This window comes from Streptosporangium jomthongense, assembly GCF_042650425.1.
In the GTDB taxonomy this organism is placed as follows: domain Bacteria; phylum Actinomycetota; class Actinomycetes; order Streptosporangiales; family Streptosporangiaceae; genus Streptosporangium.
The window spans coordinates 203,376-217,413 of record NZ_JBHSBC010000021.1 but is presented as its reverse complement, the minus strand read 5'-3'; the positions used below and the strand labels follow the sequence as shown (position 1 = coordinate 217,413).

Below are 14,038 nucleotides of genomic sequence, written 5' to 3'. Positions count from 1 at the left end.
CCGGGGTGTTCGGCTCAGGACCGGAGTGTTCGGTGGTCGCCGATCTCGGTTGAAACCAAAGGTAAAGGTCCTGAGGATCGCCGCTCGGCGATAGGTTTGTGTGGGTTCTCGCTTTTGAGAAGTGAGGGCTGTGGTCAAGCGGTTGGTGAATGCGCCTGCCGTACGTCTGTCCCGTAAGCTCTCTCGATCCTCGGAGGTCAACGTGCCTAATGTACGACGTCTCATCCTCGTGGCGGCGGTCGGCGCCGGTGCGGTCGCCATGGCTCTGACCTCGACGTCCATTGTCAGTGCGGTCGGCCCGTCACCTGCGGACACCGCGACGATCACGCCTCGGGAGAAGGGACTTCCGCAGTCGGACAAAGCGGTGACGGTAACCGTGGACCCCAGCACCGGCCGGGTACTGGAGGTGTCGGAGGGGAAGTCGTCGACGCTCGGCGGGAAGACGGTGAACGTGGATCCGCTTACCGGTCAGGTGCTATCGCTGTCCACGAACGGGAAGCAATCCCGGTGAATCTCGTCTCCGGTTTCGACGGTCCGTGAGTCGACGTTCTCCATACGCAGAGCGGGAAGGCTCGGCCTCCCCGCTCTCGATCGCTCAATGTGAGCGACGATGTCGCTCGGTCATATCCTCACCGGTGGCTCAGTAGAGCGTGACGCTGGTGCCGGTGACGAGCGAACCGTTGAAGTTGACGTAGCTGTTGGGACCCCACGGGCCGCTGCAGGGTGACGATCCCTGATAGGTCCAGCAGGCCCGGCCCCTGTAGTTGCCGGTGTCGAAGTAGGACCGGGAGGGCCAGCTTCCGGTCTTCGTGCCCGCACTGCCGTAGAACCCCTGGTGTGCGTACGGGACCTGGCCGGACGCGTAGCAGAAGTCACCCGAGTTGCAGATGTTGTGCTGGCTGATCGCGGGGGTGGAGATGGCTCCCTCGGTCACCGACAGCACCTTGCCGGTTCGCGGGTCCACCGAGATCGTGTGCGGGGCGTCGGATTTGAGGAGTTCGAGTTGCTGTGGACTGAGGGCCGAGACGTCGGCCGACGCCGGAATCGGAGTGGAGTCCGCGGCCATGGCGGTGTGAGGCGAGAGCAGTGCCGTCGCGGCGGCAGCGGCGCCGACAATGGAAGCCAGCATAATTCGTCGTGACTTTAACACGTGCAACCTCCGGTGGTAGGCGATAAAGGCGGGTTGAAATTCAAATCCCGCCTTCGCACTTCTTAAACATATCCCTCCCGTCGTCGAATGCGGTGTGATGTGGATCACAATTCATATTGTGTTCCGCTCGTCGCCGCAGGTGGCAGGGGTTTTCGTGCGGGCACCGTCGGTAAGAATTGCAGCTCATCACAGCCGTTCTCGCGGATTTGCGACCTCCGGTCGCCGGCGATTATTACGGAGTGTGTGAGCGTTAATTTCAGTTCGTGATTTCCCTGGGTTCTGAAAGGTGGTTCCCGGGCGACTCGAACAAGCATTTCGGTCCCGCCGCGGCCGATGACGCCTTCTGGTGCGGGCCGGGGCTTTCCGCGATCGATCCGATCCCCCTGCGGAGTGACGGACTCCGTGGGTCGCCTCGGAAAACGGAAGTCGATGCCGCCCCTGCGGGGGGTGCTTGACGGGGCGGGAGGCGTCCGTGAGGATCTGTGGGCTTCGGCTCTTTCGTGGTAGTCGTCCTAAATGGGGTGATTGTCTTGGCTGAAACTCCGCTGTGGCTTCAGGGGCGTTCGGCCGTGGTCGCGGCCGCGGATCCGAGTGAGTGGCGGGACGGCCTGCCCGACTACGACCTCTCGCACGAAGTCATGCCGCGGCAGCGGACGCACCACTTCGAGCCCGGTTCGCTGGAGGCCGTGGTCGAGGGGATCGTGCAGGTCTTCGAGATGGAGGTCTCGCACAAGAAGGATCCGGCGACCTGGGTGTCGATGGCCGCCGACCGTTTCCGGACCAACGTCAACGGAGGTCCGTGGGCCACCGCGGCGGACATCGCGGAGATCGGCAGCTACAACGTCCTGATCGGCGACAGCGTCTTCTACCCGACCGGGCAGGAGACCTTCGACTCCTCGCACCGGATGTTCCACAGGGCGTTTCCCGGCGGATTCTTCTGGGAGGTGCTCGAAGTTCTCACCCCGCCGCCGACCGTCACCGTCAAATGGCGCCACTGGGGCGTCTTCGAGGGTGAGTACCACGGTTTCCAGCCCACCGGGCAGACGATCGAGATGTACGGCGTCAGCATCGCCAAGCTGTCCGACGACCTCAGGCTGGTGGAGGTCGAGCACTACTACGACCCCAACGACTTCCTCGGCAGACTGACCGGTGGCTGCCCGGTGGCGCACAGGGAGTCGTGACCGGCCCGCCGCCCCGGCGGCGGCGGTGGTGCTTTGCCCCGACGAAGCCGGTCTGAGCGCGTCGGGCGCGTGCCTCCGGTGCGGCCGGTCGGGTCGCGGGGAAGCCGCCCCGGTACGGCCGGTCGGGCCGCGGTGGGATATGCCCCGGTGAGACCAGCCCGGTCGCGGGGAGCCCGCTCGCGCCGCTCACGGTGCGGCCGGTCCGGTCGGGTCAGCGGTTGGCCACGGTGAAGTTCGGCAGTGCCTCCAGGCTCCGGACGACCGCCGCGAAGCCGTAGTCGAGCATTTCGCGTTCGTAGCGTTCGACGGCGGGCAGCAGGTCGCTCTCGCCCCGGTGGACCTCGGTGAGCCGGCGGCAGAGCAGGGCCGCGTCACGGAAGGCGGTGTTCGCGCCCTGGCCGCCGCTCGGCGGCATGACGTGGACGGCGTCGCCCAGCAGGGTCACCCGGCGGGTTCCCCAGTGCGGCACCGGCCGCGCGTAGCCGACCTTCAGCGGTGAGCTGTTCACCACGTCGGACCGCTCGACCAGCTCGACCAGGTCCGGGTGCCAGCCGTCGATCAGGGTCAGCAGCAGGTCGCGGGTTGCGGCCCAGCCGTCGGGCAGCCGCTCGACGCGCTCGGGCAGGAACGCGGCCCAGCGCAGGTAGCTCTCGGTGGCGGGCAGTTCGACGTCGGGGGCGAGTTCGGCGGCGGCCAGGTGAGGCGGGCGGCGGAACTCCATCTTGCCGAGCAGCATGCCCATGTCCGGGCCGCGCACCACGGTGCCGAACCCCGGCACCAGACCGGCGAGGCGCTCGGTGAGCGGGGTGCGCCCGAGCAGGCCGTTGCCGCCCAGCGTGACGACCGAGGCCTCGGGCAGCAACCGGCGGCGGACCGCAGAGCCGACTCCGTCGGCGCCGACCAGGAGGTCACCGGTGGCCGTGCCGCCGTCGGCGAAGACCGCCCGCACGGTGTCGTCGGGCAGCTCGACGTACTCGACCAGCCGCCTGCCGTACTCGATCCGGTCGGAGAGGCCGGCCAGCAGCAGGTGTCGCAGCACGTGCCGGTCGGTGGCCATGCCGTCGTCGATCGGACCGAGTTGGCCGATCACGTTGAGGTGCTGGTCGACGACCGGCCGTTCCCCGGACAGCTCTCCTGTGGTGGCCTCCAGCAGGCCGTGCAGCCGCCGCGGCAGGCATTCGCGTAGCGCGGCGAGGCCCGCGCCGCCGATGCCGATCCGGAAACCCTGGTAGCGGCTGTGGGCGCCCGCCTCCCGCTCGTGGATCCGCACGTCGATCCCGGCCTGGGCCAGCCCCTGTGCCAGGCACAGTCCGCCGATGCCCGCCCCGATCACCAGAACCCGCATGGTGGCTCCCTTGACTTGAACATTGCTCAATTGAGCGGTGTTCAAGTTACTTGGTCGGTGTTCAAGTGGCAAGCTCTCCGTGGAGGACGAGGAGAAGGGGGAAGCGGATGCCGCTCCGGCAGGCCGATGTGCTCCGAGGCGCGATGGAACTGCTCGACGAGGTGGGTCTCGACGAGCTGACCACCCGCAGGCTGGCGGACCGGCTCGGCGTCCGGGTGGGCGCCCTGTACTGGCACTACCCGAGCAAGACCGCCCTGCTGGACGCCCTGGTCGAGCGGATCGTCGACGAGATGCTCGCCGAGCCCATCGCGGAGCAGGACTGGGCGGGCCGGCTGCGGGAGCTGGCCGTACGGGCTCGCTCGACCATGCTGGCGCACCGGGACGGCGCCCGGCTGGTGGCCTCCTTCAGCGTGCTGCCGGCCTCGGCCGTGACCTACTTCCAGGCGCTGGTCGACTCGCTGCGTACGGCGGGCGTCCCGGAGCGGGACGCGGAACTCGGCGCGGACCTGCTGACGAGCTTCACGAACGGTTTCACGCTTGAGGAACAGGCCCGGCAGGCCAAGATATGGCCCCGTGACCGGCGCGACGAGACCTTCCTCAGTGAGCTGGACATTCTCATCAACGGCATCCGGGTGAGCCTTCTGGAGAAATGACGGGCCCGCGGCCGGTGCCGGTGGGGTGGCCTGATCCGTGTACGGCGGCTCGACTCGGCCGCTGTCGTACTGCGGTGGGCAAAACAGGCAGATGGGCAAACGTGCGCGTCGCAGAGCGCCGGAGGCCCCGGCCATGGAGCCGTGGGCCTCCCGCCTCTCGACGGCTCTCTCGACGGCTATGGACGCGTCGGCCGATCGCCGACGTGCGCGCCGGATCCTGTTCCGGTGTACTCGCGATGCTTGCGCAGGCCGCCGAGGCCCAGGAGGCCGATCAGCCCCGCCAGGCCCCAGAGGCCGGTTTTGTCGCCGCTGTCCCTGCTGTTGTTCTGTGGTGCGGGAGTTGGCTGGCTTTGGGTGACCGGTGCGGCCAGTGAGTCGGTCGCCGCTGCGGCGGCGGGCCCAAGCGTCAGGAAGAAGGCTAGGCCCAGTCCGGTAAGCGTTTTACGCATGGAGTTCTCCCGTCTTGCTTCTGGTGAGAGTCCGGAAGTCGCCCGTCGGTCTCCTTCGTAGGAGATTCTGGCGACGCGATGTCCGTTTTCCCTCGTCAGAGGCGCCCATACCGCCCATATCAGGTGTCAAACGTCCCGGCTCTCATATACCGCCTTATAGACATTTAGCGGATTTATTATCCAGGAATTGGTTTTTTGATTATTTATCGTGAAATGGTGAGCGGGCTGGGCGTGTCATCGTAAACGGATCTTCTAGGGAGGCCGCCCCTGGACATCCACACCGAGCGGGAGGCGGAGGGGAACCCGGGTGGCCGACGCGGCAGGTGACGCGCGATTCGTACGGAGGCAGGGGACACAGGGCCCGGGGGGAGAGGTCCAAGGTCCCTGTCCCGGGGATGTACCGGCCGGAAACGCTGTGTGTCGACCACCGTGCCCTGGGCGGCACGGCGACACACAGTGGAGGAAACCATGAGTGCGGGAGACGCGCCGGACAGGCGTCCGGCGCTGATGCTGACCCTGGCCACGGCCGGTTTCGCGATCAACTTCTGGGCGTGGGCGCTGCTCAGCCCGCTGGCGCCGAGGTTCAAGGAGGCCCTGCACCTGAGCCCCTTCCAGCAGGCGCTGGTGGTGGCGGTGCCGGTGGTCGTCGGCTCGCTCGGCCGCGTCCCGGTCGGCGCGCTGACCGACCGGTACGGCGGTCGCGTCATGTTCCCGCTGGTGTCGCTGGCGACCGTCGTCCCGGTGCTCTACCTGGGGCTGGCCGGGCAGACGTCCCTGGCAGGACTGCTGGTCGGGGGCTTCTTCCTCGGCGTCGGCGGCACGACCTTCGCGATCGGTGTGCCGTTCGTCAACGCCTGGTTCCCGCCCGCGCGGCGCGGCCTGGCCGTCGGCGTGTTCGGCGCGGGCATGGGCGGCACCGCGATCAGCGCGCTGACCACGGTCAAGCTGGTCGACGTCGGCGGAAGCGCGACCCCGTTCACGGTCACCGCCGTCGTGCTCTGCGGGTACGCGGCGGTCGCGGCGCTGCTGCTGCGGGACGCGCCGGGCCGTACGGTGCCGGTCGAGTCGATGGCGCGGAGGCTGGGGGCCACGCTCCGGCTGCGGGTGACCTGGCAGGCCTCGGCGCTCTACGCGGTGGCCTTCGGGGGGTATGTGGCGTTCTCGGTCTATCTGCCGGCCTACCTCAAGACCGCCTACGCGCTGGACCAGGCCGACGCCGCCAACCGGATGGCCGGGTTCGTGCTGCTCGCGGTGCTGATGCGCCCGGTCGGCGGGTGGCTGTCGGACCGGTTCGCGCCGACCAGGGTGCTCGCCTGGACACTGGTCGTCGTCGTGGCCGGTGCCACGGTCCAGGCGTTCACCCCCGGCCTGGCACCCCTCGGGACGGTCGCGTTCCTGTCCATGGCCGCGGCGCTCGGCGCGGGCAGCGGCGCGACGTTCGCCCTGGTGGCGCTGCTCGCCCCGGCGAACAAGGTCGGCTCGGTCACCGGGATCGTGGGCGCCGCGGGCGGCCTGGGCGGGTTCGTGCCGCCGCTGCTGATGGGCGTCATCTACGGCTGGTACGGCAGCTACGCCCTCGGCCTGGGGCTGCTGGCCCTGGTCGCGCTGGCCGCCCTGCTGCTGGACACCACCGCCGTCGCCAGGACGGCCCGCCGCGCCATGCGTCCGCGCCTGGTCGAAGGGTCGGAGGCGTCCGGGACTTAGGACCCGGCTGATCGGGACCCTCGGCACCTGACGTGCGACCCGGTGCCACGGAAGCCTGAGTACGCGTCCCGCGATCGAAGGAGTGCAGCACCGTGTCACCACACCCCCAGACCCCCGCGACGGACTCGGTGCCCGGCGTGGCGCCGCTGCTGGCCGCACGTCGCTTCCTGACGAAGGAGACGGTCGGAGACGGGGGACGGACCCTGCACCAGATCGACCGCGGCTCCTGGGAGACGTTCTACCGGGACCGGTGGCGCTACGACCGGGTGGTCCGTTCGACGCACGGCGTCAACTGCACCGGCTCGTGCTCGTGGAACGTGTTCGTGAAGGACGACCTCATCACCTGGGAGCACCAGGCGACGGACTATCCGACGACGGGCCCCGACGCGCCGGACTACGAACCCCGTGGCTGCCCGCGCGGGGCGTCCTTCTCCTGGTACGAGTACTCGCCGTCCCGGGTACGGCACCCGTACGTGCGCGGGGCGCTGGCCGAGATGTTCCGCGAGTCGCTGGAGCGCCTCGGCGACCCGGTGCTCGCCTGGGCCGACATCGTCGAGAACCCCATGAAGGCGCAGGCCTACAAGAGCCGGCGGGGCCGGGGCGGCTTCGTGCGGGCCTCGTGGGAGGAGGCGATCACCATGATGGCCGCCGCCCACGTCCACACCACGAAGAAGTACGGCCCGGACCGCGTCGTGGGCTTCTCGCCGATCCCGGCGATGTCGATGGCGTCCTTCGCCGCGGGAACCCGGTACCACGCGCTGCTCGGCGGCACGCTGCTGAGCTTCTACGACTGGTACGCCGACCTGCCCGTCGCCTCCCCGCAGATCTGGGGCGACCAGACCGACGTGCCCGAGGCCGGAGACTGGTGGAACTCCACCTACCTGATGATGTGGGGCTCCAACATCCCGGTGACCAGGACCCCGGACGCGCACTTCCTGGCCGAGGCCCGCTACCGGGGCACCAAGGTCGTGGCCGTGAGCCCCGACTACGCCGACAACGTCAAGTTCGCCGACGACTGGCTCGCGCCGCACCCCGGAACCGACGGCGCCCTGGCGATGGCCATGGGCCACGTCGTCCTCACCGAGTTCTTCCGCGACCGCCAGGTGCCGTACTTCACCGACTACGTCCGCCGCTACACCGACCTGCCCTTCCTCGTCACGCTCAGGAGAAGGGACAACGGCGCCTGGACCTCCGACCGTTTCCTGACCGCGAAGGACCTCGGCGACGAGGACCAGGGCGCGGCGCACCGGACGGTGTTCCTCGACGAGCGCACGGGCGAGCCGGTCGTGCCGAACGGCTCACTCGGGTTCCGGTACGGCGAGCGGGGCGCGGGCCGGTGGAACCTCGATCTCGGCGAGGCCGTACCGGCGCTGGGACTGCTCGGCACGACCGAAGAGGCCGTCGAGGTCGAGCTGGCCAGGTTCGACGTCGGGGACACCGAGGGCGGCGCCGTGATGCGCAGGGGAGTGCCGGTCACCCGGATCGGCGGCCACCTCGTGACGACCGTGTTCGACCTGCTCATGGCCCAGTACGGCGTGCGCCGCGGTGACCTGCCGGGGAGCTGGCCGAGCGGCTACGACGACGCCGAGGAGCCCAACACCCCGGCCTGGCAGGAACGCGTCACCGGGGTTCCCGCGGCCCTCGCCGCCCGGATCGCCCGGGAGTTCGCACGCAACGCCGAACGCAGCAGGGGCCGTTCCCTGATCGTCCTGGGCGCCGGGGCCAACCAGTGGTTCCACTCCGACATGACCTACCGGGCGTTCATCTCGCTCGTCCTGCTGACCGGCTGCCAGGGCGTCAACGGCGGCGGCTGGGCGCACTACGTCGGCCAGGAGAAGGCCAGGCCGCTGACCGGCCAGCAGCACATGTCCTTCGCCTTCGACTGGCAGCGCCCGATGCGGCACCAGGCCGCCACGCCGTACTGGTATCTGCACACCGACCAGTGGCGCTACGAGCGGGTGCCCGCCGACGAGCTGGCCTCGCCGCTGGGCACCGGCCGGTTCGCCGGGATGACGTTCGCGGACACCGTCGCCGCGGCCCAGCGGATGGGGTGGAGTCCCGGCCACCCGGCCTTCGACCGCAACCCCCTCGACCTCACCGACGAGGCCGCGGCGGCGGGCCGTACGGTCCAGGAGCACATCGTGGAAGAGCTGAAGGCCGGGCGGCTCGGGGCGGTCGCCGACGACCCGGACGACCCGGCGAACTTCCCCCGCTGCCTCACCCTGTGGCGGGCCAACCTGCTCGGCTCCTCGGGCAAGGGCAACGAGTACTTCATGCGGCACCTGCTCGGCGTCGACTCCCTCGCCCGGGCGGAGGAGTGCGAACCCGGCGAACGGCCCCGCGACGTGGCCTGGCGTGAGGAGGCGCCGACCGGGAAGCTGGACCTGCTCACCGCGATCGACTTCCGGATGACCAACACCGGGCTGCACGCCGACCTGGTCCTGCCCGCCGCCACCTGGTACGAGAAGCACGACATCTCGACCACGGACATGCACCCGTTCGTGCACGCGTTCAGCCCGGCCGTCGAACCGCCCTCGGACGCGCACACCGACTACGACACCTTCCTCGCCCTCGCCGACCGGGTCAGTGAACTCGCCGCCGTCCACCTCGGCGTACGGCGCGACGTCCTGGCGGTGCCGTTGCAGCACGACACCCCTGACGAACTCGCCACCCCCGGCGGCCGGGCCAGGGACTGGAAGGCCGGGGAGTGCGAGCCCGTCCCCGGCGTGACCATGCCGAAGCTCGTGGAGATCGAACGCGACTACACGCTGATCGGCGCCAAGATGCGGGCGGTCGGCCCGCTGCTCGACACCCTCGGCACGACCACCAAGGCCATCACCGTGGACGTCACCCCGGAGATCGCCTACCTCGCCGAGCGCAACGGCGTCCTCGCCGACGGCCCGTTCGCCGGACGCCCGTCGCTGGCGACCGCCGACCGGATGTGCGAGGCGATCCTGGCGCTGTCGGGCACCACCAACGGGCGGGTGGCCGCCGCCGGGTTCGCCGCCCTGGAGGCGCGCACCGGGCAGCCGTTCGCCGACCTGATCGAAGGCCACGAGGACGACCACATCACCTACCCGGACACCCAGGCCGCGCCGCAGCCGGTGTTCACCAGCCCGGAGTGGTCCGGCTCGGAGAAGGGCGGCCGCCGCTACTCGCCGTTCACCCTCAACGTCGAACGGTCCAAGCCGTGGCACACCCTCACCGGCAGGCAGCACTTCTTCGTCGAGCACGACTGGGTCGCCGAACTGGGCGAACAGCTGCCCGCCTTCCGGCCGCCGCTGAACATGGCGCGCCACTTCGGCAGACCCGGCGAGGTCGTCGACGGCGGCGTGACGGTACGGTTCCTCACCCCGCACGCCAAATGGTCGATCCACTCGATGTACCACGACAACGAGCTGATGCTCGCGCTGTCCCGGGGCGGGCCGGTCATCTGGATGAGCGTCGAGGACGCCGCGAAGATCGGCGTCAGGGACAACGAGTGGATCGAGGCGCACAACCGCAACGGCGTCGTCGTCGCCCGTGCCGTGGTCAGCCACCGGATGCCCGAGGGCACGGTCTTCCAGTACCACTCGCCGGAGCGGACGGTGAACGTGCCCAAGGCCGAAGGGAACGGCCGCCGCGGCGGCTACCACAACTCGATGACCCGGCTGCTGGTCAAGCCGACCCACCTCGCGGGCGGACACGCCCAGCTCACCTACGCCTTCAACTACTACGGCCCGATCGGCAGCCAGCGCGACGAGATCACGGTGATCCGCCGTCGTTCGCAGGAGGTGGAGTACTGATGAGAATCCGCGCGCAGGTCGCGATGGTGATGAACCTCGACAAGTGCATCGGCTGTCACACCTGCTCGGTGACGTGCAAGCAGACCTGGACCAACCGCGAGGGCACCGAGTACGTCTGGTTCAACAACGTCGAGACCAAGCCCGGCATCGGCTACCCCAAGCACTACGAGGACCAGGACCGCTGGCACGGCGGGTGGCGGCTCGACCGCAAGGGCAGGCTGACCCTGCGCTCCGGCGGCCGGATGAAGCGGCTGAGCCGCATCTTCGCCAACCCGGACCTGCCGTCGATCGACGACTACTACGAGCCCGCGACGTTCGACAAGGACATCCTGGTCGGCGCGCCCGCCGGCCTGAAGGACACCCCGGCCAAGAGGCCGTACTCCGCGCTGACGGGTGAGCCGATGGCCGTGGAGTGGGGGGCGAACTGGGAGGACGGCCTCGGCGGGGCGCACGAACGGGCCGACCGGGACCCGAACATCACCCGGATGCCCGCCGAGGCCGCGGCGAAGGTCAGGTTCGAGTTCGAGAAGACCTTCATGTTCCACCTGCCCCGGATCTGCGAGCACTGCCTCAACCCGGCCTGCGTTTCGGCCTGCCCGTCGGGCGCGATGTACAAGCGGGAGGAGGACGGCATCGTCCTCGTCGACCAGGACAGGTGCCGGGGCTGGCGGATGTGCGTCTCGGCGTGCCCGTACAAGAAGGTGTACGTCAACCACGCCACCGGCAAGGCCGAGAAGTGCACCTTCTGCTTCCCGAGGATCGAGGCGGGCCAGCCGACCATCTGCTCGGAGACGTGCGTGGGACGGCTCCGCTATCTCGGCATCGTCCTCTACGACGAGGACGCCGTCCTCGCCGCCGCGTCGGTGCCGGACGAGCACGACCTGCTCGACGCCCAGCGTGACGTCTTCCTTGACCCCCACGATCCGGCGGTACGGCGGGCGGCCCGCGACGCCGGGATGCCCGAGGAGTGGGTCGAGGCCGCGAGGCTGTCGCCGGTGTGGCGGCTGATCAGCGAGTACCGGATCGCGTTGCCGTTGCACCCGGAGTACCGGACGCTGCCGATGGTCTGGTACGTCCCGCCGCTCTCGCCGGTGCTCGACGCGACCGGCGCGGCGGGCCGTGACGACACCGACGCCGACGACGTCTTCCACACCATCAGGGACCTGCGCATCCCGGTCGAGTATCTCGCCGAGCTGTTCACCGCGGGCGACGCCGACGCCGCCGCCGGGGTCCTGATGAAGCTGGCCGCGATGCGTTCGTACATGCGGGCCAGGACCCTGGACGGCACGGTCGCCGAGGAACTGCTCGACGGCATCGGGATGACGGCCGAACAGGTCGAGTCGATGTACCGGCTGCTCGCCATCGCCAAGTACGACGAGCGGTACGTCATCCCGACCGCCTACAGCAAGGACGCCGCCGCCCTTGAGGCCCAGGCCGCCGCGTCAGGCGGTTGCTCCCTGGACTGCGAGGGCGGCCCGGGCATGGGCGGTTCCGGCGCGGCCGGGTTCGGTGCGGGTGGTTCCGGGGCGGGCGGTCCTGGCGCGGGCGGTTCCGGAACGGACGGCTCTGGCGCGGGCGGTCCTGGTGCGGGTGATGTCGAGCGGGTCAGGGCCGTGACCGAGCGCTTCCACCTCGTCGAGGGCGGTGCCGACGACGTGCACGTCGGAAGACAGGGACTCACGACACGACGCCCCGACGGCCGGACGGGCCTGACCATCGACCCCCTGCGGGACCGGTCATGACCACACCCCCGACCAACACGACCTTCACGGCGACCCCGGTGACCCCGGCGGCCCCGGTCACCGCGACCACCAGGATCCCGGTGCCCGTGATCGACGTGACTTTCACGGCCGTCACCGATGCGGCCCCCATGCCCGTGATCGACACGGCCCCGGCCGCCATGGGTACGGCCTCGATGGCGGCGACCGGTGGAGTCCCGGCCGCCACGGATACGACCTCGGGGACGGTGACCGATGGGGCTTCGGCCGCCATGGACGCGCCCCTGATGGCGGCGACCGATGGAGTCCCGGCCGCCATGGGTACAGCCTCGGGGACGGTGACCGATGGGGCTTCGGCCGCCACGGACGCGACCCCGGTGGTGGCCGATGGGGCCTCCGTGATCGATGGGACCTCCGTGGCCCCGGCCGACCGGATCCGGCTGTTCCAGCTCGCCTCGGTGTTGCTCACCTATCCGGACGCGGAACTGCTCGGCGCCGCCGACGAGCTGCGCGGTGCCGCCGCCGGAATCGGGCACCCGTGGCTGCGCGGGCAGGTCGAGGAGTTCCTCGCCTGGCTGACCGGCACGGCGCCGATCGACGCGCAGCGGCACTACGTGCGGACCTTCGACCTGCGCCGTAAGTCCGGCCTCTACCTGACGTACTACCTGCACGGTGACACCCGTAGGCGGGGCATGGCGCTGCTCGTCCTCAAGCGGCGTTACCGTGCCCACGGCCTGCGGCTGGCCGCCGGTGAGCTGCCCGACCTGCTGCCGGTCGTCCTTGAGTTCGCCGCCGTGGTCGGCCCCGGCGAGGGGGAGGCGCCGCTGCGCCAGCACCGGCGCGGCGTCGAACTGTTCCGCGCCGCCCTGGCCGACCTCGGCACGCCGTACGGCCTGCTGCTCGACGCGATCACCGCCGTCCTGCCCGAGCTGACCGACGCCGACCGGGCGGCCATCGCGGAGCTGGCCCTGGACGGCCCACCCGTCGAGTCCGTCGGCCTGGACACCCCCGGCTCGAACCCCTGCGGACCGGGTTCTCCCGGTCTGGACCCCTCTGGCCTGAACCTCTGCGGTCCGGGTTCCCCGGGCCTGGGCTCTCTGGGGCCGGACCTCCTCAGCCCGGGCTTCCCGAGCCCGGACCTCGACCTCCACGGTGACGAGCTCGGCGGTATCGGCCTGGCACCGTACCCCACCCCCTCCTCGGAGGACCTGCGATGAACACCGTCATCTGGATCGCCCTGCCGTACCTCTGCCTCGTGGTGTTCGTCGGCGGCCACATATGGCGGTGGCGCCACGACCAGTTCGGCTGGACCACGCACACCAGCCAGCTGCTGGAGAACCGGATCCTGCGCCTGGGGTCGCCGCTGTTCCACCTGGGCGCGTTCGGGGCCATCGGCGGGCACGCGATGGGGCTGCTGGTCCCGGCCTCGGTGACCGCGTGGCTGGGTGTCCCCGAGCACCTCTACCACCTGGTCGCGGTCTGGGCCGGTACGGTGACCGGCGTCATGCTCGTCGCCGGGTTCGTCCTGCTCGTCGCCCGTCGCGTGGTCAACCGCCGGGTCAGGCGGAAGACGACCCCCATGGACAGGGTGCTCTACGCGGCCTTGGCGGTCATGATCGGGCTCGGGATGGCCGCCACGGTCGTCGTGAACCTGTTCGGCCCGGGATACGACTACCGGGAGACGGTCGCGGTCTGGTTCCGCGGCGTGTTCCTGTTCTCCCCGCGCAGTGACCTGATGACCGGCGCCCCGCTGGTCTACCAGCTGCACGCCGTCGGCGGCTTCCTGCTCCTGGCGCTGTGGCCGTTCACCCGGCTCGTCCACGTCTGGTCGGCCCCCCTGGCCTACCTGTGGCGCCCCTACGTCGTCTACCGCACCCGCCAGGGCCCCGTCCCACCCGCCCAACCCAGCCCGGCCGCCGTACGTAAGCGGGGAATCTCAGCGTGATCGATGTTTTGAGATCATGAGCGGACCCTGCCGTGCCGTACGCGGCGGGGCCGGCGGTCGAATGTCGTAAATATCGCAGGTCAGCGGCCTTTTTAGGGGGAAATATAT

The 14,038-nt window shown here is 69.9% G+C and carries 11 protein-coding genes; 8 read left to right on the top strand and 3 right to left on the bottom strand.

Annotated features, from left to right (window positions below; translation table 11 throughout):
- Positions 1 to 130 precede the first annotated feature (130 nt).
- On the top strand, positions 131 to 511 hold the full coding sequence (locus ACFOYY_RS21810; RefSeq protein WP_386191361.1) for a hypothetical protein: 381 nt from the start codon (positions 131 to 133) through the stop codon (positions 509 to 511).
- Positions 512 to 640: 129 nt separating this feature from the next.
- Here ACFOYY_RS21810 and ACFOYY_RS21805 read toward each other — a convergent pair whose 3' ends face one another.
- Positions 641 to 1,129: a hypothetical protein gene (locus tag ACFOYY_RS21805; RefSeq protein WP_386191359.1), complete on the bottom strand. Its 489-nt coding sequence runs from the start codon at positions 1,127 to 1,129 to the stop codon at positions 641 to 643.
- A gap of 551 nt (positions 1,130 to 1,680) precedes the next feature.
- On the opposite strand from ACFOYY_RS21805, the gene ACFOYY_RS21800 reads away from it, so the two are divergent.
- Positions 1,681 to 2,331, top strand: coding sequence for an ester cyclase (locus ACFOYY_RS21800; RefSeq protein WP_386191356.1), 651 nt, complete (start codon positions 1,681 to 1,683; stop codon positions 2,329 to 2,331).
- A 211-nt stretch (positions 2,332 to 2,542) separates the two neighbouring features.
- Here ACFOYY_RS21800 and ACFOYY_RS21795 read toward each other — a convergent pair whose 3' ends face one another.
- Positions 2,543 to 3,676, bottom strand: a complete 1,134-nt coding sequence (locus ACFOYY_RS21795) for an FAD-dependent oxidoreductase (RefSeq protein ID WP_386191353.1) — start codon at positions 3,674 to 3,676, stop codon at positions 2,543 to 2,545.
- A gap of 107 nt (positions 3,677 to 3,783) precedes the next feature.
- On the opposite strand from ACFOYY_RS21795, the gene ACFOYY_RS21790 reads away from it, so the two are divergent.
- Complete coding sequence (locus tag ACFOYY_RS21790) at positions 3,784 to 4,329, top strand: TetR family transcriptional regulator (protein WP_352012801.1); 546 nt, start codon at positions 3,784 to 3,786, stop codon at positions 4,327 to 4,329.
- 176 nt (positions 4,330 to 4,505) lie between these two features.
- Here the strand turns inward: ACFOYY_RS21790 and ACFOYY_RS21785 are convergent, their stop codons facing one another.
- Positions 4,506 to 4,778 carry a WGxxGxxG family protein gene (locus ACFOYY_RS21785; protein ID WP_362915359.1) on the bottom strand — a complete coding sequence of 91 codons (273 nt, stop codon included), beginning with the start codon at positions 4,776 to 4,778 and terminating at the stop codon, positions 4,506 to 4,508.
- Between the two features lie 468 nt (positions 4,779 to 5,246).
- Here ACFOYY_RS21785 and ACFOYY_RS21780 point away from each other — a divergent pair, with 468 nt between their 5' ends.
- The 5 genes from ACFOYY_RS21780 (at position 5,247) to narI (ending at position 13,930) form a co-directional block, all read left to right on the top strand.
- A complete protein-coding gene (locus ACFOYY_RS21780; protein ID WP_362782254.1) occupies positions 5,247 to 6,482 on the top strand; it encodes an MFS transporter in 1,236 nt (411 codons plus the stop codon).
- A gap of 92 nt (positions 6,483 to 6,574) precedes the next feature.
- Positions 6,575 to 10,267 carry a nitrate reductase subunit alpha gene (locus tag ACFOYY_RS21775; RefSeq protein ID WP_386191349.1) on the top strand — a complete coding sequence of 1,231 codons (3,693 nt, stop codon included), beginning with the start codon at positions 6,575 to 6,577 and terminating at the stop codon, positions 10,265 to 10,267.
- Positions 10,267 to 12,009 carry a nitrate reductase subunit beta gene (gene narH / locus ACFOYY_RS21770; RefSeq protein WP_386191346.1) on the top strand — a complete coding sequence of 581 codons (1,743 nt, stop codon included), beginning with the start codon at positions 10,267 to 10,269 and terminating at the stop codon, positions 12,007 to 12,009. Before ACFOYY_RS21775 ends, narH begins: the two co-directional genes overlap by 1 nt.
- Complete coding sequence (narJ, locus tag ACFOYY_RS21765) at positions 12,006 to 13,202, top strand: nitrate reductase molybdenum cofactor assembly chaperone (RefSeq protein ID WP_386191343.1); 1,197 nt, start codon at positions 12,006 to 12,008, stop codon at positions 13,200 to 13,202. Before narH ends, narJ begins: the two co-directional genes overlap by 4 nt.
- Positions 13,199 to 13,930: a respiratory nitrate reductase subunit gamma gene (gene narI / locus ACFOYY_RS21760; protein WP_362782241.1), complete on the top strand. Its 732-nt coding sequence runs from the start codon at positions 13,199 to 13,201 to the stop codon at positions 13,928 to 13,930. The genes narJ and narI overlap by 4 nt, the downstream gene beginning before the upstream one ends.
- Positions 13,931 to 14,038 lie beyond the last annotated feature (108 nt).

Bases quoted from the DNA above. Each gene is read 5' to 3' on its own strand.
- ACFOYY_RS21805 (WP_386191359.1), bottom strand. From the start codon at position 1,129: ATGCTGGCTTCCATTGTCGGCGCCGCTGCCGCCGCGACGGCACTGCTC.
- ACFOYY_RS21795 (WP_386191353.1), bottom strand. From the start codon at position 3,676: ATGCGGGTTCTGGTGATCGGGGCGGGCATCGGCGGACTGTGCCTGGCA.
- ACFOYY_RS21790 (WP_352012801.1), top strand. From the start codon at position 3,784: ATGCCGCTCCGGCAGGCCGATGTGCTCCGAGGCGCGATGGAACTGCTC.
- ACFOYY_RS21785 (WP_362915359.1), bottom strand. From the start codon at position 4,778: ATGCGTAAAACGCTTACCGGACTGGGCCTAGCCTTCTTCCTGACGCTT.
- ACFOYY_RS21780 (WP_362782254.1), top strand. From the start codon at position 5,247: ATGAGTGCGGGAGACGCGCCGGACAGGCGTCCGGCGCTGATGCTGACC.
- narH (WP_386191346.1), top strand. From the start codon at position 10,267: ATGAGAATCCGCGCGCAGGTCGCGATGGTGATGAACCTCGACAAGTGC.
- narJ (WP_386191343.1), top strand. From the start codon at position 12,006: ATGACCACACCCCCGACCAACACGACCTTCACGGCGACCCCGGTGACC.
- narI (WP_362782241.1), top strand. From the start codon at position 13,199: ATGAACACCGTCATCTGGATCGCCCTGCCGTACCTCTGCCTCGTGGTG.